Below are 24,924 nucleotides of genomic sequence, written 5' to 3' on the forward strand. Positions count from 1 at the left end.
CGCTTAAAAAGAAGTTCAGCTTATTTTTAGGTTATTTCACATTTTTTTTACAAACCGAAGCTTTGCACATCGCCAGGCGTCTGTCCCAGCATCGGCAGGATGTTTTTCAACGATCGCGGGTCGGCACTGGTCCAGAACTGCACGGGACGATTCGGGCCGTCAGCCAACAGACTCCGCTCGGCCAGCAGGCGCTTAAGTTGCCGCGCCACGGCGGCGCCGGTGTCGATCAGACTGATGTCGTCAGGGAGCATCGTCTTGAGCATCGGCTTGAGAAACGGGTAATGGGTGCATCCGAGGATGATCGTGTCGCAACCGGCCCCCAACAGGGGGTCGACGTAATGCTGCAGTAGCAGACGCAATTGTGCGCTGTGCAGATCACCGCTTTCGATGAGTTCGACCAGCCCGGGACACGGTTGAGTAATCACTCGCACATCCGTGGCGAAGCGATCGAGCAAAGCGGCAAATTTGGCGCTCTGCAAAGTGCCGGTTGTGGCGAGCACTCCAACGACACCGCTGCGGGTCGCAGCGGCGGCCGGCTTGACCGCCGGTTCCATGCCGACAATCGGCCACTCTGGAAAGTCACGGCGCAGATCGGCGACGCCGGCCACGGTCGCGGTGTTACAAGCGATCACCAGCGCCTTGGCACCCTGCTCGCGGAAAAAACCAGCCATAACGCTGCAACGCTGGCGGATGAATTCCGGGGTTTTCTCGCCATAAGGAATGTGGCCGCAATCGCCGAGGTACAGCAGCGATTCATTCGGTAGCAGATGCTGGATTTCCGCCAGCACCGACAGACCGCCGACGCCGGAATCGAAGACGCCGATCGGCGCTTCACGCATGCTGCGAACCACAGACGCTGCAACCGGGATCGCGCTTGACTCGCAGCTCACGGAATCGTGAGCCCAATGCATCGATTAAAAGCAGACGCCCCACCAGTGGCTCGCCAAACCCCGCCAGCAACTTCAAGGCTTCCAGCGCTTGCAGGCTGCCAACCAGACCCACCAGCGGCCCGACCACGCCGGCTTCGCTGCAAGTCAGTTCGGCTTCGCTGCCGTGGCCGTAAAGGCAGTGATAGCAAGGGCTCTCGGCGCGACGCGGGTCGAACACCGAGAGTTGCCCTTCGAGGCGGATCGCCGCGCCGCTGACCAGCGGTTTACGCGCAGTCACACACGCGGCGTTGACCGCTTCGCGGGTGGAGAAATTGTCCGAGCAGTCGAGCACCAGATCCACCGCTGCCACCGCTGCGGCGAGAGAATCCTCGTCCAGCGCCTGACGATGGGGCACCAGTCGGATTTCAGGGTTGATCGCGCTCAGGCGCTTGAGCGCCGAGTCGACCTTGGTCATGCCGACGCTGTCGGTATCGTGGATGATCTGGCGTTGCAGGTTGGTCAGGTCGACCGTGTCGAAATCTGCCAAATGCAGTTCACCGACACCCGCCGCCGCCAGATACAAGGCCACCGGCGCACCGAGACCACCGAGGCCGACGATCAATACCCGGCTGTCCTTGAGCTTCAACTGGCCATCGATGTCGATGTGTTGCAGCAGGATCTGCCGACTGTAGCGCAACAACTCCTGATCATTCAGCACGGCAGGCGCCCCAGGCTGATCCGTTGATGGCCGCCCAGATCGGTGCGGCTGTGGACTTCTTCGAAACCTTGCGTCAGCAGCAGATCGCGCACGGCTTCGGCTTGATCATAGCCGTGTTCGAGCATCAGCCAGCCACCGGCCTCCAGATGCGCCGGCGCCTGGGCGATGATCAGGCGCAGGTCGTCGAGCCCGTCGACGCCGGCCACCAAGGCGCTTGCCGGCTCGAAGCGCACATCGCCTTCCACCAGATGCGGATCGGCGGCGCGGATGTATGGCGGATTGCTGATGATCAACTCGAAACGTTTGCCTTCGAGGGCGCTGAACCAGTGACTGCTCAGCACCGTGGCGTTGTTCAGGTGCAGGCGCTGGCGATTGCGCTCGGCCAGGGCCACGGCTTCCAGCACGCGATCTACGGCGGTGACCTTCCACGCCGGGCGTTCGCTGGCCAGAGCCAGGGCAATCGCCCCGCTGCCGGTGCCGAGGTCGAGAACTTTGGCCGGGGTTGCCGGCAGCAATTCCAGTGCGGCTTCCACCAGCAGCTCGGTGTCCGGGCGCGGGATCAGCGTGTGCGGCGCGACTTCCAGATCCAGCTTCCAGAAACCCTGCTGGCCCAGAATGTAAGCCACCGGCTCGCCGCTGCGACGGCGTTGCAGGTACTCGGCGAAGACCAGTGCGGCCTCGCTGGGCACGATGCGCTCGGGCCAGGTGTGGAGAAAACTGCGCGACTTGCCCAGCGCGGCGGCCAGAAGCAATTCGGCGTCCAGACGCGCGGTGGGCGAGTCCGGCAGTTCGGCGGCGCGCAACAGGCTGGCGATGATGGTCATTTACTCACCTATCGCTGCGAGCTGGTCGGCCTGGTATTCGGCCAGCAACGGCTCGATTACCGCTTCGACGCCACCGGCGAGGATTTCATCGAGGGAATACAGGGTCAGGTTGACGCGATGGTCGGTGACCCGGCCCTGGGCAAAGTTATAAGTGCGGATACGCTCGGAGCGGTCACCGGAACCCACCAGCAATTTACGTTCGCTGGCGATGGCGTTGGCCGCTGCAGCCGTCTGCTGGTCGTTGAGCTTGGCCGACAGCCAGGCCATCGCACGGGCACGGTTCTTGTGCTGGGAACGTTCTTCCTGGCACTCGACAACGGTGCCGGTCGGTATGTGCGTAATACGGATCGCCGAATCGGTGGTGTTGACGTGCTGACCCCCGGCCCCGGAGGAGCGGTACGTGTCGACGCGCAAATCCGCCGGGTTGATCTCGATGGCTTCACGCTCGTCCGGCTCGGGCAATACCGCCACGGTGCAGGCCGAAGTGTGGATACGGCCCTGGGATTCGGTGGCGGGTACACGCTGTACGCGGTGCGCGCCGGATTCGAATTTCAGCTTGCCATAAACGTTGTCGCCTTCGATGCGGGCGATGACTTCTTTATAGCCACCGTGTTCGCCTTCGTTTTCCGAAAGGATCTCCACCCGCCAGCCACGGCGTTCGGCGTAACGCGAGTACATGCGGAACAGGTCGCCGGAGAAGATCGCCGCCTCGTCGCCGCCGGTGCCGGCGCGAATTTCGAGGAACACGTTGCGCCCGTCGTTGGGATCCTTGGGCAGCAACATGCGCTGCAGGTCGGATTCCAGCGTGATCAGCAATTCCTTGGCTTCGCGGACTTCTTCCACAGCCATTTCGCGCATGTCCGGGTCGCTGTCCTTGAGCAGCGCCTGCGCGCCTTCGAGATCGCTTTGTACGCTGAGCAGCTTTTTATAGCCTTGTACCACCGGCTCAAGTTCGGCGTATTCCTTGGAATAGGCGCGAAATTTGGTCTGGTCGGAAATGACTTCGGCGTCGCCGAGCAGCGCGGTCAGTTCCTCGAAACGGTCCTGGAGGATGTCCAGCTTATTGAGCAGTGACGCTTTCATTGCGGTTTTTTATCCGAAAAGCTATCCGGTGAGCCCTCGAGGGCAAAGAGTTCCTGAGCCATGGCCAGCGCATCGAGGCGGCCTTCGGCAGAAAGCCTTTTCAACTGTACACTCGGGGCGTGCAGGAGTTTGTTGGTCAGGCCACGGGCCAATTGCCCGAGCACGTCTTCGGCGTTGCCGCCATTGGCCAGCAGGCGCAGAGCCTTTTGCAGCTCCTCGTCGCGCAGGCGTTCGCTCTGTTGACGATAGGCCTTGAGCACATCGACCGCTGCCAGCTCGCGCAGACGCACCATGAAGTCGTCGGCACCGACCGAAACCATCTCTTCGGCGGCCTGGGCTGCACCCTGACGGCTCTTGAGGTTTTCGGCGACCACTTCGTGCAGATCGTCGACGCTATAGAGGTAAACGTCGTCGAGCTCGCCGACTTCTGGCTCGATGTCACGGGGAACGGCGATGTCGACCATGAAGATCGGCTTGTGCTTGCGCAGCTTCAGCGCGCTTTCCACAGCGCCTTTACCGAGGATCGGCAACTGACTGGCGGTAGAACTGATAACGATGTCGCTGCGCACCAGTTCGGCCGGGATGTCCGAGAGCAACACCGCGTGGGCACCGAACTGCTCGGCCAGCAGGCTGGCGCGCTCCAGCGTCCGGTTGGCAACCACGATGCGCTTGACGCCCAGTTCATGCAGATGGCGGGCGACCAGGGTGATGGTCTCGCCGGCGCCGATCAGCAGGGCCTGGCTGCGCTGCAGGTCGCTGAAAATCTGTTTGGCCAGGCTGACGGCGGCAAACGCGACGGACACCGGGTTTTCGCCGATGGCGGTGTCGGTGCGTACTTGCTTGGCGGCATTGAAGGTCGCCTGGAACAGTCGCCCGAGCAGCGGCCCGATGGTGCCGGCCTCGCGGGCCACGGCGTAGGCCGATTTCATCTGGCCGAGAATCTGCGGTTCGCCCAGCACCAGCGAGTCGAGCCCGGAGGCGACGCGCATCATGTGACGAACTGCCGCATCATCTTCATGCACATAAGCACTCGCGCGCAGCTCATCGAGGCTTAAATGGTGATAGTCGGCCAGCCAGCGCAGCACGATATCGGCCGAAAGCTGATCCTGTTCTATATACAGCTCACTGCGATTGCAGGTGGAGAGGATCGCAGCTTCGCGGCTGTCGGTGAGTCGGCAGAGCTGCTGCAAGGCCTCCACCAGCTGCTCAGGGGTAAAGGCCACGCGCTCGCGGACGTCTACTGAAGCAGTCTTGTGGTTGATACCGAGTGCAAGGAAGGCCATTCAAGGTCGCTGATGGTGACGTGAAGCCGGCAATTGTCCTACTTCGTCAGATTCAGAACAACTACCGCTGACTATTGTCCCAATTGTCGGCCCCTATAATGGCCACAATCGAGACTCGGTTATGTTTGGCCGAAGGCTTGTGTCATGATGATCCGACCGCAGGTTAGTCGTCCTCTTCCTATATGAATAGATCTTCCGCGTTGCTCCTCGCTTTTGTCTTCCTCAGCGGCTGCCAGGCCTTGGCCCCCGTTTCGCAGGACGGTGCCTCACCGGTCGAAGACACCACGCCGGCCCCTGAAAAGCCCAAGGTTTACAGCTCGTTCAGCCAGGAAACGGTATTCAGCCTGCTGAGCGCCGAACTCGCCGGTCAGCGCAATCGTTTCGACATTGCCCTGGATAACTACGTGACCCAGGCCATCAACACCCAGGATCCGGGCGTTTCCGAGCGTGCGTTCCGCATTGCCGAGTACCTGGGCGCCGATCAGCCAGCCCTCGATACCGCGCTGATCTGGGCGAAAAACGCCCCGGACGACCTCGAAGCGCAACGCGCCGCTGCCGTGCAACTGGCCCGCGCCGGGCGTTATGACGACTCGATGGTCTACATGGAGAAAGTCCTGCAGGGCAAGGGCGACACCCATTTCGACTTCCTCGCGCTGTCGGCCGCCGACACCGATCAGGAAACCCGCAACGGCCTGATGAAAAGTTTCGACCGCCTGTTGCAGCGTCACCCGAACAACAATCAGCTGATTTTCGGCAAGGCCCTGCTGATGCAGCAAGACGGCGACACCAAAGGTGCGCTGACCCTGCTCGAAGACAATCCGCCGGAAGACGGCGAGATCGCCCCGATTCTGCTGCGTGCACGCCTGCTGCAAGGGCTCAACCGTGGCGACGAAGCCTTGCCGCTGTTGCAGAAAAGCATCAAGAAATACCCGGACGACAAGCGTCTGCGCCTGACTTACGCGCGGATGCTGGTAGAACAGGACCGGATGGACGACGCCAAGGTCGAGTTCTCCACCCTGGTTCAGCAATACCCGGAAGACGACGAGCTGCGTTATTCGCTGGCGTTGGTCTGCCTGGAAGCCAAGGCCTGGGACGAGGCCAAGGGTTATCTGGAAGACCTGATCGCCCGGGAAAGCCATGTCGATTCGGCGCACCTGAACCTGGGCCGCATCGCCGAGGAACGCAATGATCCGCAAGGCGCGCTCATCGAGTACGCCCAGGTCGGCCCCGGCAACGACTATCTGCCGGCGCAACTGCGTCAGGCCGATATTCTGATGAACAACGGCAAGACCGCCGAAGCCCAGAGCAAACTGGCTGCCGAGCGTGACGAACAACCGGATTACGCGATCCAGCTGTACCTGATCGAAGCCGAAACCCTGTCCGCCAACAATCAGGGCGACAAGGCCTGGAAAGTCCTGCAACAAGCCTTGCTGCAGTATCCGGACGATCTGAACCTGCTTTACACCCGCGCAATGCAGGCGGAAAAACGCAATGACCTGGCGCAGATGGAAAAAGACCTGCGCCTGATCATCAAACGCGACCCGGACAACGCCATGGCCCTCAATGCCCTCGGCTACACTCTGTCCGACCGCACCACCCGCTACGCTGAAGCCAAGGCACTGATCGAGCAAGCGCACCAGATCAACCCGGAAGACCCGGCGGTTCTCGACAGCCTTGGCTGGGTGAACTTTCGCATGGGCAATCTGGATGACGCCGAGAAATACCTGCGTCAGGCCCTTGAGCGCTTCCCCGATCACGAAGTCGCCGCGCACCTGGGCGAAGTCCTCTGGGCCAAAGGAAATCAGCGCGAAGCCAAACAAATCTGGGGCAAGTTCCTCAAGGACCAGCCTGACAGCACCATCCTGCGCAGCACCATCAAGCGCCTGACCGGATCCGAGACTCTTTAACTCATGTTTTTGCGCCACGTCATCGTTTTCAGCTTCATCGCCCTGCTCGCCGGTTGCGCGGGTTTCGGCGCCCGTGAGTCGGTCGAAGGCCACGGTAATCCGGGCCAATGGCGCGAGCACAAACAGCAACTGACCGGCCTCGACGGCTGGCAGATCGACGGCAAGATCGGTATCCGCGCCCCGAAAGACTCGGGCAGCGGCACGCTGTTCTGGCTGCAACGTCAGGATTACTACGACATCCGCCTGTCTGGCCCGTTGGGGCGTGGCGCCGCGCGACTGACCGGCCGCCCGGGCGCGGTGTCGCTGGAAGTGGCGAATCAGGGCCGTTATGAAGCACCGACTCCGGAAGCGCTGGTCGAAGAGCAACTGGGCTGGAAATTGCCGGTCTCGCATCTGGCCTGGTGGGTCCGCGGTCTCCCGGCCCCCGACAGCAAAAGCCGTCTGACCCTGGACGGCAACAGTCGACTGGCCAATCTGGATCAGGATGGCTGGCAGGTCGAATACCTCAGCTATGCCGAACAGAACGGTTACTGGCTGCCCGATCGGATCAAGCTGCACGGCAGCGATCTGGACGTAACGCTGGTCATCAAGACCTGGCAACCGCGCAAATTGGGGCAATAACGCATGACCGCTCCACGCCTGACGCTGCCATCGCCAGCCAAACTCAATCTGATGCTGCACATTCTCGGTCGCCGTGAAGACGGTTATCACGAGTTGCAGACGCTTTTTCAGTTCCTCGACTACGGCGACGAAATCACCTTCGCTGTGCGGGACGACGGCGTGATTCGCCTGCACACCGAATTCGACGGCGTGCCCCACGACAGCAACCTGATCGTGCGTGCGGCGAAAAAACTGCAAGAGCAATCCGGTTGCGCCCTTGGCATCGACATCTGGATCGACAAGATCCTGCCAATGGGCGGCGGCATCGGTGGCGGCAGCTCGAACGCGGCCACCACACTGCTCGGCCTCAATCACTTGTGGCAACTGGGCTGGAATGAAGACCGGCTGGCGGCACTGGGTCTGACGCTCGGCGCCGACGTGCCGGTGTTCGTGCGGGGCCATGCGGCTTTCGCCGAAGGGGTCGGCGAGAAACTGACCCCGGTCGAGCCCGCCGAACCGTGGTATGTCGTACTCGTTCCGCAAGTCTCTGTTAGTACGGCAGAAATTTTTTCAGATCCATTGTTGACACGTAACACGCCGCCCATTAAAGTGCGCCCCGTTCCCGAGGGAAACAGTCGAAATGACTGCTTGCCGGTGGTATCGAGGCGTTATCCAGAAGTACGTAACGCATTGAATTTGTTAGGTAATTTTACCGAAGCAAAACTTACCGGAACTGGAAGTTGTGTGTTTGGGGGCTTCCCAAGCAAAGCTGAAGCTGATAAAGTCTCGGCCCTTCTGACAGAGACCCTTACAGGGTTTGTAGCAAAAGGAAGCAACGTTTCGATGTTGCATCGCAAGCTGCAAAGTCTGCTCTAAAGGAATCAAGTGCCCGGCACTTGAAAGCAACAGATACAGGGGCGTCGCCAAGCGGTAAGGCAGCAGGTTTTGATCCTGCCATGCGTTGGTTCGAATCCAGCCGCCCCTGCCATTTTCCTATACTCATCCAGGTATACCCTCAGCCTTCAGGTACTGCGCGTGTCCAAGATGATGGTCTTTACGGGGAACGCTAACCCCGATCTGGCTCGGCGTGTCGTACGTCAGCTGCATATCCCTCTCGGTGACATCTCTGTCGGTAAATTCTCCGACGGCGAAATTACAGCCGAGATCAATGAAAACGTTCGTGGTAAAGACGTCTTCATTATTCAGCCGACTTGCGCTCCGACCAACGATAACCTGATGGAACTGGTAGTGATGGCTGATGCCTTCCGCCGCTCCTCGGCTACTCGTATCACTGCTGTTATTCCTTATTTTGGTTATGCCCGTCAGGATCGCCGTCCGCGTTCCGCACGTGTGGCTATCAGCGCGAAAGTCGTTGCTGACATGCTCACCGTAGTCGGCATCGACCGTGTTCTCACGGTTGATCTGCATGCTGACCAGATTCAGGGTTTCTTCGATATTCCGGTAGATAACATCTACGGCTCCCCTGTTCTGGTGGATGACATCGAAGATCAGCGCTTCGAGAACCTGATGATCGTGTCCCCGGACATTGGTGGCGTCGTGCGTGCACGTGCCGTTGCCAAGTCCCTGGGCGTGGATCTCGGGATCATCGACAAACGCCGTGAGAAAGCCAATCACTCTGAAGTGATGCATATCATCGGTGATGTCGAAGGGCGTACCTGCATCCTGGTCGATGACATGGTCGATACCGCCGGCACTCTGTGCCACGCGGCCAAGGCCCTGAAAGAGCATGGCGCAGCCAAGGTCTTTGCCTACTGCACACACCCTGTGCTGTCGGGTCGGGCCATCGAGAATATCGAAAATTCCGTGCTGGACGAGCTGGTGGTCACTAACACCATCCCGCTGTCCGCTGCAGCACAAGCCTGTGCACGTATCCGTCAACTGGATATCGCACCGGTTGTTGCCGAAGCGGTTCGCCGCATCAGCAATGAAGAATCGATCAGCGCGATGTTCCGTTAAGGGCCCTGCCCTTCTCGAAATGTCTCGTTGACGAAAAGCGCCCCGCCCCGGCATTCCTGCCGGGGCGGGGCTTTTTTGCCCATACCGTGTTCGGCGCTGGTCGCAAACGCCACTCGGTCATGGCTATTTTGGAGATACAAAATGAACGATTTTACTTTGAATGCTGAACTGCGTTCCGACCTGGGGAAAGGTGCGAGCCGCCGCCTGCGTCGTCTCGCCAACCTGGTTCCAGCTGTTGTTTACGGTGGCGACAAAGCCCCTGAATCCATCAGCATGCTGGCCAAAGAAGTTGCCAAACTGCTCGAAAACGAAGCTGCCTACAGCCACGTTATCGAACTGAACGTTGGTGGCACCAAGCAAAACGTGATCATCAAGGCTCTGCAGCGTCACCCGGCCAAAGGCCACGTGATGCACGCTGACTTCGTACGCGTTGTAGCTGGCCAGAAACTGACCGCTATCGTTCCTGTGCACTTCATCAACGAAGCTGCTCCAGTGAAGAAAGGCGGCGAAATCTCGCACGTTATTGCCGAGATCGAAGTTTCCTGCCTGCCAAAAGATCTGCCTGAGTTCATCGAAGTCGATCTGGCTGACGCTGAAATCGGCACCATCGTTCACCTGTCGGACATCAAGGCTCCTAAAGGCGTTGAGTTCGTTGCTCTGGCACACGGCGATGACAAGGCTGTTGCCAACGTCCACGCTCCACGTGTTGCTCCAGAAGCTACCGAAGAAGGCGCAGCAGAGTAATTCACTCTGTCATGCCTGAGTGAGCAGGTAACATCGCGGGCTGGAACGTAGCGAGAAAGCGGGCGGGAACGCGGAGTTTACATCCATGGTAAATGAGCATTTTTCGTCCACTTTCGCCGCCTTCACGGATTGCGGCGATGTTATCCACCACTCAAAGGAAGGGCCCCTATCGTGACTGCCATCAAACTGATCGTTGGCCTGGGAAATCCAGGCGCTGAATACGAGCAGACCCGGCATAACGCAGGGGCCCTTTTTGTTGAGCGCATCGCCCACGCACAGAACGTGAATCTCGTGGCCGATCGCAAGTATTTCGGCCTGACCGGGCGTTTTTCGCATCAGGGTCAGGACGTTCGTCTGCTGATTCCCACCACCTATATGAACCGCAGCGGCCAGGCCGTGGCGGCACTCGCCGGTTTCTTCCGCATCAAGCCTGAAGAAATTCTGGTGGCACACGACGAACTCGATCTGCCTCCGGGCGTCGCCAAACTCAAGGTTGGCGGCGGCCATGGCGGTCACAACGGGTTGCGCGACATCATTGCGCAATTGGGCAATCAGAATACGTTCCACCGCCTGCGGCTTGGCATCGGCCACCCGGGCGTCGCCAGTATGGTTTCAAATTTCGTCCTGGGTCGTGCGCCACGCGCCGAACAGGAAAAACTCGATGCCAGCATCGACTTTGCCCTCGGCGTGCTGCCGGATATCCTCGCCGGTGAATGGAACCGCGCGATGAAAAACCTGCACAGCCAGAAGGCCTGACTCTAATCCGAGGGGAAACACCATGGGATTCAATTGCGGCATCGTCGGCCTGCCTAACGTCGGCAAGTCCACCCTGTTCAACGCCCTGACCAAATCCGGGATCGCGGCCGAGAACTTCCCCTTCTGCACCATCGAGCCGAACAGCGGCATCGTGCCGATGCCGGACCCACGCCTGAATGCTCTGGCGGAAATCGTCAATCCAAAGCGCATCCTGCCGACCACCATGGAATTCGTCGACATCGCAGGCCTGGTGGCAGGCGCGTCGAAAGGTGAAGGCCTGGGCAACAAGTTCCTGGCCAACATCCGCGAAACCGACGCCATCGCTCACGTCGTGCGCTGCTTCGAAGACGAAAACGTGATTCACGTTTCCAACAGCGTCGACCCGAAGCGCGACATCGAAATCATCGACCTGGAACTGATCTTCGCCGACCTCGACAGCTGCGAGAAGCAACTGCAGAAGGTCGCACGCAACGCCAAGGGTGGTGACAAGGATGCGGTGGCCCAGAAGGCCCTGCTTGAGCAATTGATCCCGCACTTCACCGAAGGCAAGCCTGCACGCAGCCTGATGAAGAACATGAGCGCCGAGGAAAAGGCGATCATCAAGGGCTTTCACCTGCTGACCACCAAGCCGGTCATGTACATTGCCAACGTCGCTGAAGACGGTTTCGAGAACAACCCGCACCTGGACGTGGTCAAGGCCATCGCCGAAGAAGAAGGCGCCATGGTCGTTCCGGTCTGCAACAAGATCGAAGCGGAAATCGCCGAGCTGGACGACGGCGAAGAGAAAGACATGTTCCTCGAGGCCCTGGGCCTGGAAGAGCCAGGCCTGAACCGCGTGATCCGCGCCGGCTACGAAATGCTGCACCTGCAGACCTACTTCACCGCCGGTGTCGAAGAGGTCCGCGCCTGGACCGTCCGCGTCGGTGCCACCGCCCCGCAAGCCGCTGGCGTGATCCACACCGACTTCGAGAAAGGCTTCATCCGCGCCGAAGTGATCGCCTACAACGACTTCATCCAGTACAAGGGCGAAGCGGGCACCAAGGAAGCCGGTAAATGGCGTCTGGAAGGCAAGGACTACATCGTCAAGGACGGTGACGTGATGCACTTCCGCTTCAACGTGTAAAAGCTGCACCCAAGGAAAAGCCGCGTTTGATACGCGGCTTTTTTATGCCTGAAATTCAGCCCGTCAGACCTTTTTGGTTCTTGGCAGGAAGATCGCCAGCACCCCGAACAGCGGCAGGAACGAGCACAGGAAGTACACGTATTCGATGCCGTGAATGTCCGCCAGATGACCGAGCAACGCCGCGCCAATCCCGCCAAAACCGAACATCAGCCCGAAGAACACCCCGGCAATCATCCCGACATTGCCCGGCACCAGTTCCTGCGCATACACCACGATCGCCGAAAACGCCGACGCGAGAATGAAGCCGATTACCACGCTCAGAACGCTGGTCCAGAACAGGTCGACATGCGGCATCAACAGGGTGAATGGAGCCACGCCAAGGATCGAGAACCAGATCACCGCCTTACGCCCGATCTTGTCGCCAATCGGCCCGCCGAAGAATGTGCCCGCCGCCACCGCGCCGAGGAACAGGAACAGATGCAGCTGGGAACTTGCCACCGACAGGTCGAACTTCTCGATCAGGTAGAAGGTGAAGTAACTGGTCAGGCTGGCCATGTAGAAGTACTTGGAGAACACCAGCAATCCGAGTACCACCAATGCACTGATCACCCTGCCCTTCGACAGTCCATGAGTGGCGGCCTGGCCGGTCTTGAGCTTGAAAAGGTTCAGGTGATGGGCGTACCAGCGGCTGATGCGATAGAGGACGAACAGCGCAAACACCGCGAACAGGCCGAACCACGCCACGTTGCCTTGCCCAAAGGGAATGATGATCGCCGCCGCCAGTAACGGACCGAATGCCGAACCGGCGTTACCGCCGACCTGGAACGTCGATTGCGCCAGACCGAAACGCCCACCCGATGCCAGCCGCGCGATACGAGAAGCTTCAGGATGAAAGGTCGAAGAGCCAATGCCAATCAGCGCCGCCGCCAGCAGAATCAACGGGAAACTGCCGACCATCGACATCATCACAATCCCGATCAGCGTACACACCGAACCCGCCGGCAAGAGCCACGGTTTCGGATGCCGGTCGGTGTGATAACCGACCCACGGCTGCAACAGCGAAGCGGTCAACTGGAAGGTCAGGGTAATCAGGCCGACCTGTGTGAAGCTCAAGCCATAATTGGCCTTGAGCATCGGATAGATCGACGGCAGCACTGACTGGATCAGGTCATTGATCAAATGCGCCAGCGCCACCGCGCCGATGATGCGCATCACCAGTGGACTGCTTTGAGGAGAAGCGGACGCCGGGGCAGCGGCGGTCTGAACGTTGCTGATAGCCATGGGAGTTTCCGGACTGCAGATGGGTGCACGCGGGCAGGTGCGTCAATGTGCCATTTTTCGGTGCGCCAGCGCCATCCCCTTAGCCAGCTAACGAACTATTCATTCGTCGTCACTGAAGTGATAGCGCAACGCCATGGTCTGAATCTTGCCTTGCTTATCCGCTTGAACGCGGCGCCCTTACAAAGGGCATCGAGAATGGGAAGTTTCGCTACAGAGCCAGCCTACAGAGCGGGCGAGAGTGAACTTTCGAGGCCTTTTAGCAGGGCACCAATCCCGGTCGCAACGACCGCGATGCACGCCGATGGTGCGTGGTGTCCAGAGGAGTCATGAGGCATGCAGGCTTTTTTATCACCGGGGATCGGATTGCTGGGGCGGTTTGGCTTCGCGCGTAAATTCCAGTTGTTGTTTCTACTGTTTATCCTGCCTTTGGCCGGCAGCCTGTTGATGATCGGCCAGGATTATCGCGACAAACTCAATCTGATCGCCGGCGAGCGCGCCGGTGTGCGGCAATTGCTCGCCCTCGATGCACTCGACAACCTGCTCGCCGCCCAACGCGACCGCGCCGCCCGCTGGCGCGCCACGGAAACCAACCGTCAGCCGACGCCTGCAACCCTTGCGGCGATGGCTGCGTTCGATGGCGTACAACCTGCTCTCGCCCAAGCCACGCTGGATCTGGGCAATGCCTTGCAAGCCGAAGGCGCGGAAGGCGAAACCCTGACCCGCTATCAGGCCCTGCAAGCCGCGCTCAATGGTCTGGACTCGAAAAGCCTTTCCGGTGTTGGTTGGTGGCCGGACGGTTACGACCGTTTCACCAACGCCCTCAGCGCCCTACAAGCCTTGCGCGAGCAGATCGCGATGGACAACCGCCTGATCCTCGCGCCGTGGCTGGAAACCTATCTGCTGACGCAAATTTCCACCCAGCACGCGCCAGATCTGATCGAGCGTGTCGGCCGACTGGCAGCTGTGGGTCAGGCGTCCGTGGTGTCCGGCCAGTTCACCCTGCAAAGCCGTCTGCAACTGCGCGACCTGCGCAGCCGCATCGGCGATGCCCGCGAACAACTAGTGAAAACCGCGAGCTTGCTCGAAGCGCGTCTGCCGCCGGCCCTGCAAGGCTGGGCCGGGCAGTATCACGACAGCCTCAAACAGCTGGATGCCGGTTTGAAAGTGCTGGATGACGGCGTGTTCGGCGGCAGCATCAATCTCAAGCCTGAAGAATTCGAGCGCAGCCTCGACGCCCTGCTCGGCAACCTCGCCACGCTGCGCCAGCAATCGCTGGTGTCGCTGGATCAGCGGCTGGATGACTACCACGGATCGGCGATTCGTCAGTTCATTCTTGTCGCGGCGGTCTTCGGTTTCCTGTTGCTGGCGGCGCTGTACTTGTTCATCTGCCTGCAAGCCTCGATCCGCCGCAGCGCCAGCGGCATCACGCTGCTGGCCGAGGCCTTGCGCGACGGCAATCTGAGCCTGCAAGTGCCTGTCGTGGGCCGTGATGAACTGGCGTCGATCAGCACCGCACTCAACGTGGCCGTGGTGCAATTGCGCACCAGTCTGCTCGGTGTCGATCACGAGACTTCGCAATTGAGCAACGCCGTGCGCAGCCTCAACGATCACTCCAGCGGCGCTCTCAGCGAAGTCGAAGCGCAGCAATTGCAGATCAGCCAGATCGCCGCAGCGGCCACGCAACTGGCTGCGACGTCTCAAGGTGTGGCGCAGAGTTGTGAACAGGCTTCCGGCAGTGCCCAGCAAACCCGGCGCATCGCTGCCGACAGCAGCCGCGACAGTCAACGGACCACGGCGAGCATTCAACAGCTCAATCAGCGCCTGAACGAAACCGCAGCAGCGCTCGGCCGGGTCAGCGAGCAAGGGCAGCAGATTCAATTGGTGGTCGACACTATTCGTGGCGTCGCCGAGCAGACCAACCTGCTCGCACTCAACGCCGCTATCGAAGCAGCTCGCGCCGGAGAACAAGGTCGTGGTTTTGCCGTGGTGGCCGACGAGGTGCGCAGCCTGTCGCAACGTACGCAATCGTCCACGGCGCAGATCGCCGGCACGGTCGACAGCCTGCGCAACACGGTCAATGAAGCCGTGAGCCTGATGGAGGCTGCGTGCGGCCAGGCGCAATCGGACGCGGAAGCGGTCACGGGACTTGGCGAACGCCTGGGAGAAATCGCCAGCGCCGTGCAGAGCGTCACCGACACCCTCGCCCAGATCGCCACGGCGGTCGAAGAACAGGCCAGCACCGCCGATGAGGTCAGCGGCAATATCCAGCAGGTGGATCAGGCGGCGGTTCGCCTGCTCGAAGGCGCGCGGGCCGTGAACCTCGCGGCGGACACCTTGAGCCAGGGCAGCCATGCCTTGAGTACCAACACCGGAAGATTTCAGCTGCATTGAAAGCCCCTCCCGCCCCGATTTTCGGTGCGGGAGGATAAGCGGTTGAAAATAAGAAGAAATATTTTGAATTTACGCTTGACGCTTTTCCATTTCAGGGGAATAATGCGCGCCACTTGGCTACATAGCTCAGTTGGTTAGAGCATAGCATTCATAATGCTGGGGTCCGGGGTTCAAGTCCCTGTGTAGCCACCAAGTACTAAAAACGGCTTACCGAAAGGTAGGCCGTTTTTTTATGCCTCGAGAAAAGTGCCGGCCATCGTCAGCCGGCATTTTCTTTTATCCGGCCAGTGCCGCCAGCCCTTTCGCCCAGATCTGCCGCGTGCGTAACCCGACCATCGCCCGCCAGTCCGGGTCGGCGGGATAGAACTGCTCCAGCAAATTCAATTTGATCTCGCGCCCCGTCGCATCCAGCGGATCGCCATGCAGATGCAGCCAGTGATCATCGCGCAGGTAACGATGCACGTCCGGCCCCGGATAAGTCCCGCACTCGATCACGAACGGCATCAGTTGCACAGTCGGCAGCGCATTGAGCAGTGCCTGCGAGGTGTAACCGGTGGCGGTTGCCGCAACGCCGGTTTCACTCAGGGTTTCGGCACCGGTGTGCAGCGTGTAGAGCCACGGACCGTAAATCGATTGCGCCTTGGCCAGCGCTGGATACGGCGCCTGGGTAATCGTCAGCAGCATCGGATGGCCGTACTCGCCGGCGCCGGTGTGCAGGTCGAAACACATCACGGCTTCAGCACCGGCCAGATGATTCCCGATGATTGAATGCAACGTGCGATTCGACCAGCTCGGCGCGAGTCCGCCAAAGAACAATCCGTCGGGATGACTGTGCTGCCCGCCCTCGACAATCGACATCACCGCCGGCCAGCCGTGCTCGGCAATTTGCGCATCGAGCAAGGCATCAGCCTTTTGTCGCTCGGGGCCGTTCAAATCGGTACAGGCGTAAATTTCATGGAGCGCCGCGTAAGCGCGGTTATCCGGAAGCGGTCGGTTGAAATCCAGATGATTGCGGTTGAGGTCGATGTTGTCTTCGTTGACCCGCCGCAGCCATGCCGTGCCCCACGGGTTGATCAGGTGAATCATCACCACCGCGACATCCTTCGGCAGCGACTCCGGCGTGAAATGCTTGAGCCAGTCGATCTGGCACTCCGAACCGTAATAGCCCTCAACTCCGTGGGTGCCGCTGAGCGCCACCAGGCGCCGCTTGGCCGCTGGATTCCCCAGCACCGCGACATCGGTACTCAAAGACTCGCCAAACGGCCCATTGAGCGGGTGCGCGTACGAAGAGAGCGTGGCACCCGCCACCTTCGCGGCGGCTAGAAAGCGCTCGCGCTGTTCGCGATAGCTGGGCCGGGTCGGAAACTCGTTGTGCATGGCGACCTCTTGTTGATTGTTCTGGCTTCACGTTTGCCCATGACCCTACAGAAAATCCGCCAAGGCATGAAGGACAAAAATACCTGCGGTTTGCGTCGTACACGGTCGGTCGATACAGTCCGTCAGACTTTTATCCCACGGACGGAGAGCCCCGCGTGTTTCCAGCCCTGCCCCTGAACCGTTTTCGCCTGCCCGCCCTGACGCTGATCATCAGCGCCATCGCCCTCACGGCCTGCAACGCCCCGCCCTCCTCGACCCTGCCGCTGGCGCCGGAAGCCGCCTCCGGCTATCGCACCGGCCTGCAAGCCAGCCACGCCGAGAAACACATGGCCGCCGCTGCCAATCCGCTGGCAGCCGAAGCCGGTCGCGAGATGTTGCGTAAAGGTGGATCGGCCATCGACGCGGCCATTGCGATGCAAGCCGTGTTGACCCTGGTCGAGCCGCAGTCCTCCGGGATCGGTGGTGGCGCGATGATCGTGCTGTGGGATGGCAAACAGGTGCGCACCTACGACGGTCGCGAAACCGCACCGGCCGGCGCGACCGAGAAGCTGTTTCTACAGGCCGACGGCAAACCGATGCCGTTCCCGCAGGCGCAGATCGGTGGACGCTCTGTCGGCACACCGGGCGTGATGCGCGCGCTGGAGCTGGCGCACAAAAAGCACGGCCGCTTGCCGTGGGCGACGTTGTTCGAGCCGGCGATCAAACTCGCCGAGCAAGGGTTCGCAATCTCGCCTCGCCTGCATTCGCTGCTGGAATCCGATCCGGTGATTCGCCACTCGCCAGACATGGCCAGCTATTTTCTGAACAGCGACGGCAGCGTCAAAGCCGTCGGCACTCGCTTGCAAAACCCGGCGCTGGCCGCCGTGCTCAAACGCATCGCCAATGAAGGTGCGGACGCGCTGTACAAAGGCGCAATCGCCGAAGAGATCGTGGCCAAGGTTCAGGGCCACACCAACCCCGGCAGCCTGTCGCTGAACGACCTTCAGCACTATCAGGCCAAGGAGCGCGCGCCCCTGTGCACCGACTACAAGCGCTGGCAGGTTTGCGGCATGCCGCCGCCATCATCGGGCGGGATTGCGGTGGCGCAGATTCTCGGCACCTTGCAGGCCCTGGAAACCCGCGATCCGCGCCTGTCCCTGACGCCGCTCAAACCTGTGAAGACCGATAAGCCCGCCGGCATCGAACCTGCCCCGCAAGCCGTGCACCTGATCGCCGAAGCCGAGCGCCTGGCCTACGCCGACCGCGCGCAATACGTGGCCGATACCGACTTCGTGCCGGTGCCGGTCAAAGGCCTGGTCGATCCGGGTTACCTGGCCAGCCGCGCCAGCCTGATCGGCGAACGCAGCATGGGCAGCGCTAAACCCGGCACACCGCCGGGCGTGCAGGTCGCCTACGCGCCGGATCGCTCACCGCTGCGCATTTCCACCTCACAAGTGGTGGCCGTGGATGATTTCGGTGGTGCCGTGTCGATGACCACCACCATCGAAGCAGCGTTCGGCTCGCACCTGATGGTTCAGGGCTTTTTGCTCAACAACCAGATGACCGACTTCTCGTTCATTCCCGAAGAGAACGGACAGAAAGTCGCCAACCGCGTAGAGCCCGGCAAACGACCGCGCTCATCAATGGCACCGACCCTGATCTTCGACCGCAACAGCGGCGAGTTCGTCGCCACCGTCGGCTCTCCCGGCGGCTCGCAGATCATCGAATACGTAGCCAAAACCACCGTCGGCCTGCTCGACTGGAACCTCGACCCGCAAAGCGCCATCAGCCTGCCCAACTTCGGCAGCCGCAACGGCCCCACTGAACTGGAACAGGGCCAGTTCAGCCCGACGCTGATCCAGGCGCTCAAGGACAAGGGCCACACCGTCAACGAAATCGACATGACCAGCGGCACCCAGGCCATCGTGCGGGTCAAGGATGCTCAGGGGAAGGCAACGCTGTCGGGTGGGGCGGATCCTCGGCGTGAAGGGGTAGCGTTGGGGGATTGAATTCCCTACCAGCCAACTGAAAAAGGCTTACCGAGAGGCAAGCCTTTTTTGTAGGTCCTTGGAGGTAGAAAAGCTCGGTTGCAGCGCGGTTCGTCATCAGCGATTAGCCACCAGATTCGCACCAAACAACAGATAGCAACCACCCGCCAGCCGATCCAGCCATTTGCGTGAGCGTTCATAAACGCCGGCAATGCGTCGGCTGGCGAAGAACAACGCCACACTGCAATACCAGCTGAAGGACAGCGTGGCCATGGTCAGGACCGCCAGCGCCAGCAGCATCGGGGGGACGTGGGCCGGCATGGCGGTGGCGAAGATCGTCGCCACGAACAGCGCCGATTTGGGGTTGGTCATGTTGCCCAGAAATCCTCGCCCATAGGCACCGAGCAACGTTTGCTCCGGGGCGTCCGGGGTTCCTTGCGTGACAGGGGTCTTGCGCCTGAACTGCTTGAGGCCCAGATAAATCAGGTAGCAACCACCGACAATCTTGAAACTAAGATAAAGCGCCGGTGCTGCACTGAACAGCGACTGGATGCCCAGTCCGCCGGCCAGCCCCCACAACACCGTGCCGCTGGCCACCCCGAGCGCCGCCACCACGCCATGACGTCGGGAACGGCTGACAGCCAGTTGCGCGATATTGAAAAAGTTTGGCCCGGGCGTCACCACGGCAACCGTCCACAACAACGCCAGCGACAGCAACGGAGCAAGATAACCGGAAAAGGAAAGGTCCATGGAGCACGCGCCTGACGGTTTAGAAAAGACCCTTACCTTGCAACATCCAGCAATGACTTGTCATCAAGCGGCGCTCAAACCGAAAGCGTCTTGCCATCCACCGGATCGCCAATCGTCAGGAAATGCCCGCCGGCCACGTGATGCAGCGTGCGCAAGCCGTCATGCCCTTCGAAGTGCCAGCGTCCATCGCTGAACACCCGCGAGTCAGCCTGCGCCGCGATCACCTCGGCCAGGAACAGATCGTACTGTTCATGATTGCGCGGCTCCGGCAGCAACCGGCATTCGAGCCAGGCGACACAACCGTCGAGCATTGGCGCATCAACCTGCTCAGCAGCGAAGGTCGGCAGGCCATAAGCCTGAAACTTGTCCTGCCCTTGATCGCGATTGATTTCCAGGCCCGAGGTCGAGCCGACGGTCTGCACGATGTCAGCCTGATTCACGCACGGCACGTTGAGAACGAAAGTGCCCGACGCCTCGAGCAGTTGCCGGGTCCAGGTGGATTTGTCGAGGACCACCGCGACTTTCGGCGGTTCGAAATCCAGCGGCATGGCCCACGCAGCAGCCATGATGTTGCGCTGCCCGTCATGGGCTGCGCTGACCAGCACGGTCGGCCCGTGATTGAGCAGGCGGTAGGCTTTGTTCAGGGGAACCGGGCGACGGAAGGACTCGCTCATGGGATCTGCTCCGGGAAAAAGAGCCGATTGTAGCGGGATGAAAACAACGAAGGGATTGCCGTGGGCAATCCCTTCGCCTGTCAGGCATCAGCTGGATAACTGATTGGCGAACTGGCCGACCGCGTTCACCACTTTCTGCGCGCCGTCCTGGATCTCGACGATCACCGTACCCGCCTCTGCCGCCAGCGCCAGCCCTTGTTCGGCCTGTTGCTTGCCGTCAGTCATCAGGGCCACGGCGTTGCGCGCCATGTCCTGGTTCTGGCGCACCACACCGACGATTTCTTCGGTCGCCTGGCTGGTGCGCGAAGCCAGTTGCCGCACTTCGTCGGCCACCACCGCAAAGCCTCGGCCCTGCTCACCGGCGCGAGCGGCTTCGATGGCGGCGTTGAGCGCCAGCAAGTTGGTCTGTTCGGCAATGCCGCTGATGGTCTTGACGATGGTGCCGATCACCTGGGATTGCTCGTTCAGCGCCTCGATGCCTTCGCCCGCAGTCTGCATGTGCTTCGACAGATCGCGCATCACGTTGACCGCTTCAGTCACCACACGGGTGCCGCGCTGAGCGGTGCTGTCGGTTTGCAGGGACGTGCTGTAGGCGATGTTGGCAGCGTCGGCAACGGCCTGTTCCTGATTGACCTGATCGGTGATCACCGTGGCGAACTTCACCACTTTGTAGAGTTTTTCGTTGGCGTCGAGCACCGGGTTGTAGGACGCCTCCAGCCAGACCGTCCGACCATGGCTGTCGACCCGCTTGAAACGGCCGGCGACGAATTCGCCGTTGTTCAGGCGACGCCAGAAGTTCTGGTACTCGGCGCTGTTGTACTCCTCCGGCTCACAGAACTGGCGGTGATGTTTGCCCTTGATCTGCGCCAGGCTGTAACCCATGCCCTGGAGGAACCGGTCGTTGGCAGTCAGCACATTTCCGCTGAGGTCGAACTCGATCACGGCGGTCGAACGTACCAGCGCGCCGATCAGGTTCTCGTGTTCGCGGGAGGCCTCGATGGTGCGGGTCAGGTCGCTGGAGAAAATCGAGAAATGCTTGATCCGGCCATCCGATGAACGAATCGGCTGGGCGATCGAACGCAACCACGCCTCTTCGCCATTACCGCGGGAAAGACGCACAGCGCCGGCGAAATGCTCGCCACGGGTCAAAGCGGCCTTGAAGCGATGATGAAAATCGTCGGACTTCACATGGGCCGGCACGATGTCTTCGATCGCTCGGCCGATCAGGTCCTGGCTCTTGTAGAACATTTCACTGAGGAAATTCTGGTTGACCGACTGAATCCGTCCGTCGGGCTCAAGGGTGAGCACCAGCATCTCGCTTTCCAGGCTTTCCTTCACTTGCAGAAGGCTGGAGAGTTCTTCACGAAGAGCCGCCAGCTCTTGCTTCAGGCGTTTGTTGAACATGGGAAAGCACCGATGGACTGGATGGATAGCGGGTATGCAGCCTAACCATCGGCCTTGGAAATCTTTTCTGAAGAGCGCTTGAGGCTTGTCCTACAAAAATAGTTACGCCTCGACAATTCAGGCGGTGCCGGCCACCGGACACTGTTCTGCGCGCGGCATGCGCGAGCCGAAATACGCGGCAGTGACGACGCCCACCACGCCCATCACCGTGCAGAACATCACGCAGATCCACGGACTCCATGGCATCAGACCGATCAGCAGCAACGGTGTGACACTGGCCCAGCCGGCGTAGGCAATGTTGTAGGTGAAGGAGATCCCGGAAACGCGGATCCGCGCCGGGAACAGGCTGACCATCACCGAAGGCACCGCACCGACCACGCCACAGCACAACCCGGCGATGGCATAGGCCAGACCGACCCAATCCCCACCGCTGATCAGGCAGGTGTAAAGCAGGCCGATCCCCAGCGGCAGCAGCAGACTGTAGAGCATGACCGTGCGCCAGGCACCGATGCGATCCACCAGTCGTCCGGCAATCACGCAGCCCATGTTCAAAAAGACAATGCCCAGCGCGCTCAACGCGAAGGTGTGGCCGGCAGTCATGCCGAAGGTTTTCTGCATCATCGTCGGGGTAATGACCACGAACACCACCACTGCCGAGGTCAGCACGCAGGTCAGGAGCATCGCCGGCAACATGGCCAGCCGATGATCTCGCAGCACGGTGCGCAACGGCAGCTCGACCCGTGCCTCGCGCTGCGCTTCCATGGCCATGAACACCGGGGTTTCGCTCAGCCAGCGACGCAGCCAGACACCGATCACGCCGAACACACCGCCCAGCAGAAACGGATAACGCCAGGCGTAATCCAGCACCTCAGCCGGAGTGAACACCTGCGCAAGAAAGGTCGCGGTCAATGCGCCGATCAGATAACCGAAGGTCAACCCGGCCTGCAGAAAGCCCAGTGCATAACCGCGATGCCCGGTCGGCGCGTGCTCGGCCACGAACACCCAGGCGCTCGGCACTTCACCGCCCACCGCCGCGCCTTGCAGGATGCGCAGCGCCAGCAGCAGCAACGGTGCGAAATAACCGATCTGTGCATAAGTCGGCATGATCCCGATCAGCAGGCACGGCAGCGCCATCATCAGGATGCTCAGGCTGAAGACTTTCTTGCGCCCCAGCCGGTCGGCGAAATGCGCCATCAGGATTCCGCCCAGCGGGCGAGCCAGATAGCCGGTGACGAAGATCCCGAAGCTTTGCAGCAGGCGCAGCCACTCGGGCATTTCTGGCGGGAAGAACAGTTGGCTGAGGGTCAGGGCGAAGAACACGAAAATGATGAAATCGTAGATCTCCAGCGCCCCGCCCAGGGCCGCGAGGCCGAGGGTCTTGTAGTCGGAACGGCTGAACGGCGCCGGTCGGGCAGTGGAATGGGCAGTCATGGCAAAGAACTCTGGCAGGCAAAAAACCAAGGCGCCCATGGTCTACGCAAACGGGCCGCCGGACAACCCGTTAGACCATAGTCTGATTCAGCAAAACACGGTCACAAAAATCCGCCGGTTGATTTACTGTTGGCACCTGTCCAGACGGGCCGGCCAAGCCCCGAAGACCACAATAAACATAAAAATCCGAGGTACTCCCGTGGCCGTTGATATCGAAGATAGCCGCTCTGCGCGCTTTGCCTTGCGCTGTTCAAGTTTTGCCGAACGCTGGTTTCCCGACTCCTGGGTGTTCGCCGCGCTGGCGGTGATCATCGTCGCACTGGCGACCCTGGCCATGGGCGCCAAACCCACCGACGCCGCCATGGCGTTCGGGGACGGGTTCTGGAGCCTGATCCCGTTCACCATGCAGATGGCCTTCGTGGTGATCGGCGGTTATGTCGTGGCCAGTTCGCCGCCTGCCGTGAAACTGATCGATCGCCTGGCGCGGATCCCGAAGAACGGTCGCTCGGCCGTGGCCTGGGTTGCGCTGATTTCGATGGTCGCATCGTTGCTCAACTGGGGTCTGTCGCTGGTGTTCGGCGGTCTGCTGGTCCGCGCCCTCGCCCGCCGCACCGATCTGAAAATGGACTACCGCGCCGCCGGTGCCGCCGCCTACCTTGGCCTCGGCGCCGTGTGGGCGCTGGGGCTGTCATCGTCCGCCGCGCAGTTGCAGGCCAACCCGGCCAGCCTGCCGCCGTCGATTCTGTCGATCACCGGGGTAATTCCGTTCACCCAGACGATTTTTCTCTGGCAGTCGGGAGTCATGCTGCTAGCGCTGATCGTGATTTCGATCATCATTGCCTACGCCACCGCGCCCGGTCCGAACTCGGCGCGTGACGCCAAGGCCTGCGGTATCGACCCGGCCTTCAACCTGCCGCCGCTGCAACCGCGCACCCGGCCCGGCGAGTGGCTGGAGCACAGCCCGCTACTGATCATCCTGCTGGTGCTGCTGGCGGCCGGATGGCTGTTCCACGAGTTCTCGACCAAACCGGCGATCACCGCGATTTCCGGGCTCAACACCTACAACTTCCTGTTCATCATGCTCGGCGCGTTGCTGCACTGGCGTCCACGCAGTTTCCTCGATGCGGTGTCGCGCGCCGTGCCGACCACCACCGGGGTGCTGATCCAGTTCCCGCTGTACGGCTCGATTGCCGCGCTGATGACCACGGTCAAGGGCACCGATGCCCAGACCCTGGCACATCACATCTCGACGTTCTTCGTCAGCATCGCCTCCCACGACACCTATGCGTTGCTGATGGGCGTGTACTCGGCGATTCTCGGTTTCTTCATTCCGTCCGGCGGCGGCAAGTGGATCATCGAGGCGCCGTACGTGATGCAGGTGGCCAACGATCTCAACTATCACCTCGGTTGGGCGGTGCAGATCTACAACGCCGCCGAAGCCCTGCCAAACCTGATCAACCCGTTCTACATGCTGCCGCTGCTGGGCGTGCTGGGGCTGAAGGCGCGGGATCTGATCGGTTTCTCGTTCGTGCAATTGCTGGTGCACACGCCGCTGGTGCTGGTGTTGCTGTGGGCGCTGGGCACGACGCTGTCGTACTTGCCGCCCGTCATGCCTTAAGCGATGACGACAGGGCGCCGGCTCCGGCGCCCTGTCTTTCCCTTCGCCCCCTTCGACAAAAAGCGACCCGAACGATCCCTCCTGCGGTTGCCTGTCGCAAATAATGGCCCAGAGCCATCATCTTTCTTTACCGCGCCACTGCCTCGG

General features: G+C 60.8%; 21 protein-coding genes, 2 tRNA genes and 1 pseudogene. 12 read left to right on the plus strand and 12 right to left on the minus strand.

Annotation, left to right across the window (positions count from 1 at the left end; all coding sequences use genetic code 11):
* Nucleotides 1-47 precede the first annotated feature (47 nt).
* From murI to hemA, 5 genes are read right to left on the minus strand one after another with little or no spacing between them, the layout of a single operon-like run.
* Nucleotides 48-839: a glutamate racemase gene (gene murI, locus CAF63_RS09970; protein ID WP_085684801.1), complete on the minus strand. Its 792-nt coding sequence runs from the start codon at nt 837-839 to the stop codon at nt 48-50.
* Nucleotides 832-1,587, minus strand: a complete 756-nt coding sequence (locus tag CAF63_RS09975) for a molybdopterin-synthase adenylyltransferase MoeB (RefSeq protein ID WP_085684803.1) — start codon at nt 1,585-1,587, stop codon at nt 832-834. The genes murI and CAF63_RS09975 overlap by 8 nt, the downstream gene beginning before the upstream one ends.
* Nucleotides 1,581-2,411 carry a peptide chain release factor N(5)-glutamine methyltransferase gene (gene prmC / locus CAF63_RS09980; protein ID WP_085684805.1) on the minus strand — a complete coding sequence of 277 codons (831 nt, stop codon included), beginning with the start codon at nt 2,409-2,411 and terminating at the stop codon, nt 1,581-1,583. Before prmC ends, CAF63_RS09975 begins: the two co-directional genes overlap by 7 nt.
* Nucleotides 2,412-3,494 carry a peptide chain release factor 1 gene (gene prfA, locus CAF63_RS09985; RefSeq protein ID WP_085684807.1) on the minus strand — a complete coding sequence of 361 codons (1,083 nt, stop codon included), beginning with the start codon at nt 3,492-3,494 and terminating at the stop codon, nt 2,412-2,414. It abuts the gene before it with no gap.
* Nucleotides 3,491-4,777: a glutamyl-tRNA reductase gene (gene hemA, locus CAF63_RS09990; RefSeq protein WP_085684809.1), complete on the minus strand. Its 1,287-nt coding sequence runs from the start codon at nt 4,775-4,777 to the stop codon at nt 3,491-3,493. The genes prfA and hemA overlap by 4 nt, the downstream gene beginning before the upstream one ends.
* Before the next feature lie 182 nt (nt 4,778-4,959).
* Here hemA and CAF63_RS09995 point away from each other — a divergent pair, with 182 nt between their 5' ends.
* The 8 genes from CAF63_RS09995 (at nt 4,960) to ychF (ending at nt 11,884) form a co-directional block, all read left to right on the plus strand.
* The gene (locus CAF63_RS09995) at nt 4,960-6,684 is read left to right on the plus strand and encodes a tetratricopeptide repeat protein (protein ID WP_085684811.1); all 1,725 of its coding nucleotides are present in this window, start codon (nt 4,960-4,962) and stop codon (nt 6,682-6,684) included.
* A 3-nt stretch (nt 6,685-6,687) separates the two neighbouring features.
* Entirely contained in the window at nt 6,688-7,305 is a 618-nt protein-coding gene (gene lolB, locus CAF63_RS10000; RefSeq protein WP_085684813.1) for a lipoprotein insertase outer membrane protein LolB, read from the plus strand.
* Between the two features lie 3 nt (nt 7,306-7,308).
* A complete protein-coding gene (gene ispE / locus CAF63_RS10005) occupies nt 7,309-8,160 on the plus strand; it encodes a 4-(cytidine 5'-diphospho)-2-C-methyl-D-erythritol kinase (RefSeq protein ID WP_085684815.1) in 852 nt (283 codons plus the stop codon).
* Nucleotides 8,161-8,197: 37 nt separating this feature from the next.
* Nucleotides 8,198-8,272 (plus strand) — tRNA-Gln (locus tag CAF63_RS10010).
* 47 nt (nt 8,273-8,319) lie between these two features.
* Nucleotides 8,320-9,261: a ribose-phosphate pyrophosphokinase gene (locus CAF63_RS10015; protein ID WP_003171603.1), complete on the plus strand. Its 942-nt coding sequence runs from the start codon at nt 8,320-8,322 to the stop codon at nt 9,259-9,261.
* 141 nt (nt 9,262-9,402) lie between these two features.
* Entirely contained in the window at nt 9,403-10,005 is a 603-nt protein-coding gene (locus CAF63_RS10020) for a 50S ribosomal protein L25/general stress protein Ctc (RefSeq protein ID WP_085684817.1), read from the plus strand.
* Nucleotides 10,006-10,176: 171 nt separating this feature from the next.
* Nucleotides 10,177-10,761, plus strand: coding sequence for an aminoacyl-tRNA hydrolase (gene pth / locus CAF63_RS10025; RefSeq protein WP_007951726.1), 585 nt, complete (start codon nt 10,177-10,179; stop codon nt 10,759-10,761).
* Nucleotides 10,762-10,783: 22 nt separating this feature from the next.
* Nucleotides 10,784-11,884: a redox-regulated ATPase YchF gene (gene ychF / locus CAF63_RS10030; protein ID WP_085684819.1), complete on the plus strand. Its 1,101-nt coding sequence runs from the start codon at nt 10,784-10,786 to the stop codon at nt 11,882-11,884.
* Nucleotides 11,885-11,947: 63 nt separating this feature from the next.
* Here the strand turns inward: ychF and CAF63_RS10035 are convergent, their stop codons facing one another.
* Nucleotides 11,948-13,165 (minus strand): MFS transporter, encoded by a 1,218-nt coding sequence (locus CAF63_RS10035; RefSeq protein ID WP_085684821.1) that lies wholly within the window; start codon nt 13,163-13,165, stop codon nt 11,948-11,950.
* A gap of 333 nt (nt 13,166-13,498) precedes the next feature.
* Here CAF63_RS10035 and CAF63_RS10040 point away from each other — a divergent pair, with 333 nt between their 5' ends.
* Both CAF63_RS10040 and CAF63_RS10045 read left to right on the plus strand, forming a co-directional pair.
* The gene (locus CAF63_RS10040; RefSeq protein ID WP_085684823.1) at nt 13,499-15,556 is read left to right on the plus strand and encodes a methyl-accepting chemotaxis protein; all 2,058 of its coding nucleotides are present in this window, start codon (nt 13,499-13,501) and stop codon (nt 15,554-15,556) included.
* Between the two features lie 115 nt (nt 15,557-15,671).
* A tRNA-Met gene (locus tag CAF63_RS10045) sits at nt 15,672-15,748 on the plus strand.
* Nucleotides 15,749-15,832: 84 nt separating this feature from the next.
* Here the strand turns inward: CAF63_RS10045 and CAF63_RS10050 are convergent.
* Nucleotides 15,833-16,933, minus strand: a complete 1,101-nt coding sequence (locus tag CAF63_RS10050; protein ID WP_085684825.1) for a M14 family metallopeptidase — start codon at nt 16,931-16,933, stop codon at nt 15,833-15,835.
* A gap of 155 nt (nt 16,934-17,088) precedes the next feature.
* On the opposite strand from CAF63_RS10050, the gene ggt reads away from it, so the two are divergent.
* Nucleotides 17,089-18,921 carry a gamma-glutamyltransferase gene (gene ggt, locus CAF63_RS10055; RefSeq protein ID WP_085684827.1) on the plus strand — a complete coding sequence of 611 codons (1,833 nt, stop codon included), beginning with the start codon at nt 17,089-17,091 and terminating at the stop codon, nt 18,919-18,921.
* Nucleotides 18,922-19,017: 96 nt separating this feature from the next.
* On the opposite strand, the gene CAF63_RS10060 is transcribed toward ggt, so the two are convergent.
* The 5 genes and pseudogenes from CAF63_RS10060 to CAF63_RS10075 all read right to left on the minus strand — a co-directional run bounded on the left by CAF63_RS10060 (nt 19,018) and on the right by CAF63_RS10075 (nt 23,159).
* Nucleotides 19,018-19,650: a LysE family translocator gene (locus CAF63_RS10060; RefSeq protein WP_085684829.1), complete on the minus strand. Its 633-nt coding sequence runs from the start codon at nt 19,648-19,650 to the stop codon at nt 19,018-19,020.
* A 74-nt stretch (nt 19,651-19,724) separates the two neighbouring features.
* Nucleotides 19,725-20,324, minus strand: coding sequence for a flavin reductase family protein (locus CAF63_RS10065; protein ID WP_085684833.1), 600 nt, complete (start codon nt 20,322-20,324; stop codon nt 19,725-19,727).
* A gap of 87 nt (nt 20,325-20,411) precedes the next feature.
* On the minus strand, nt 20,412-20,843 hold the full coding sequence (locus CAF63_RS29215; protein WP_256574502.1) for a methyl-accepting chemotaxis protein: 432 nt from the start codon (nt 20,841-20,843) through the stop codon (nt 20,412-20,414).
* Nucleotides 20,844-20,999: 156 nt separating this feature from the next.
* A pseudogene (locus CAF63_RS29220) lies at nt 21,000-21,728 on the minus strand (PAS domain-containing protein); the annotation flags it as partial.
* A gap of 117 nt (nt 21,729-21,845) precedes the next feature.
* Nucleotides 21,846-23,159, minus strand: a complete 1,314-nt coding sequence (locus CAF63_RS10075) for an MFS transporter (RefSeq protein WP_085684835.1) — start codon at nt 23,157-23,159, stop codon at nt 21,846-21,848.
* Between the two features lie 199 nt (nt 23,160-23,358).
* On the opposite strand from CAF63_RS10075, the gene CAF63_RS10080 reads away from it, so the two are divergent.
* Nucleotides 23,359-24,777: a short-chain fatty acid transporter gene (locus tag CAF63_RS10080; RefSeq protein WP_007951749.1), complete on the plus strand. Its 1,419-nt coding sequence runs from the start codon at nt 23,359-23,361 to the stop codon at nt 24,775-24,777.
* The last annotated feature ends 147 nt before the right edge of the window (nt 24,778-24,924 follow it).

This window comes from Pseudomonas sp. B20(2017) (assembly GCF_002113125.1).
Taxonomy (GTDB): Bacteria; Pseudomonadota; Gammaproteobacteria; order Pseudomonadales; family Pseudomonadaceae; genus Aquipseudomonas.

Excerpts from the sequence above, each read along its gene's own strand:
- murI (WP_085684801.1), bottom strand. The coding sequence starts at position 839 with ATGCGTGAAGCGCCGATCGGCGTCTTCGATTCCGGCGTCGGCGGTCTG.
- prmC (WP_085684805.1), bottom strand. The coding sequence starts at position 2,411 with ATGACCATCATCGCCAGCCTGTTGCGCGCCGCCGAACTGCCGGACTCG.
- prfA (WP_085684807.1), bottom strand. The coding sequence starts at position 3,494 with ATGAAAGCGTCACTGCTCAATAAGCTGGACATCCTCCAGGACCGTTTC.
- hemA (WP_085684809.1), bottom strand. The coding sequence starts at position 4,777 with ATGGCCTTCCTTGCACTCGGTATCAACCACAAGACTGCTTCAGTAGAC.
- CAF63_RS09995 (WP_085684811.1), top strand. The coding sequence starts at position 4,960 with ATGAATAGATCTTCCGCGTTGCTCCTCGCTTTTGTCTTCCTCAGCGGC.
- lolB (WP_085684813.1), top strand. The coding sequence starts at position 6,688 with ATGTTTTTGCGCCACGTCATCGTTTTCAGCTTCATCGCCCTGCTCGCC.
- ispE (WP_085684815.1), top strand. The coding sequence starts at position 7,309 with ATGACCGCTCCACGCCTGACGCTGCCATCGCCAGCCAAACTCAATCTG.
- CAF63_RS10020 (WP_085684817.1), top strand. The coding sequence starts at position 9,403 with ATGAACGATTTTACTTTGAATGCTGAACTGCGTTCCGACCTGGGGAAA.
- ychF (WP_085684819.1), top strand. The coding sequence starts at position 10,784 with ATGGGATTCAATTGCGGCATCGTCGGCCTGCCTAACGTCGGCAAGTCC.
- CAF63_RS10035 (WP_085684821.1), bottom strand. The coding sequence starts at position 13,165 with ATGGCTATCAGCAACGTTCAGACCGCCGCTGCCCCGGCGTCCGCTTCT.
- CAF63_RS10040 (WP_085684823.1), top strand. The coding sequence starts at position 13,499 with ATGCAGGCTTTTTTATCACCGGGGATCGGATTGCTGGGGCGGTTTGGC.
- CAF63_RS10050 (WP_085684825.1), bottom strand. The coding sequence starts at position 16,933 with ATGCACAACGAGTTTCCGACCCGGCCCAGCTATCGCGAACAGCGCGAG.
- CAF63_RS10060 (WP_085684829.1), bottom strand. The coding sequence starts at position 19,650 with ATGGACCTTTCCTTTTCCGGTTATCTTGCTCCGTTGCTGTCGCTGGCG.
- CAF63_RS10065 (WP_085684833.1), bottom strand. The coding sequence starts at position 20,324 with ATGAGCGAGTCCTTCCGTCGCCCGGTTCCCCTGAACAAAGCCTACCGC.
- CAF63_RS29215 (WP_256574502.1), bottom strand. The coding sequence starts at position 20,843 with ATGCGCGATCTGTCGAAGCACATGCAGACTGCGGGCGAAGGCATCGAG.
- CAF63_RS10075 (WP_085684835.1), bottom strand. The coding sequence starts at position 23,159 with ATGACTGCCCATTCCACTGCCCGACCGGCGCCGTTCAGCCGTTCCGAC.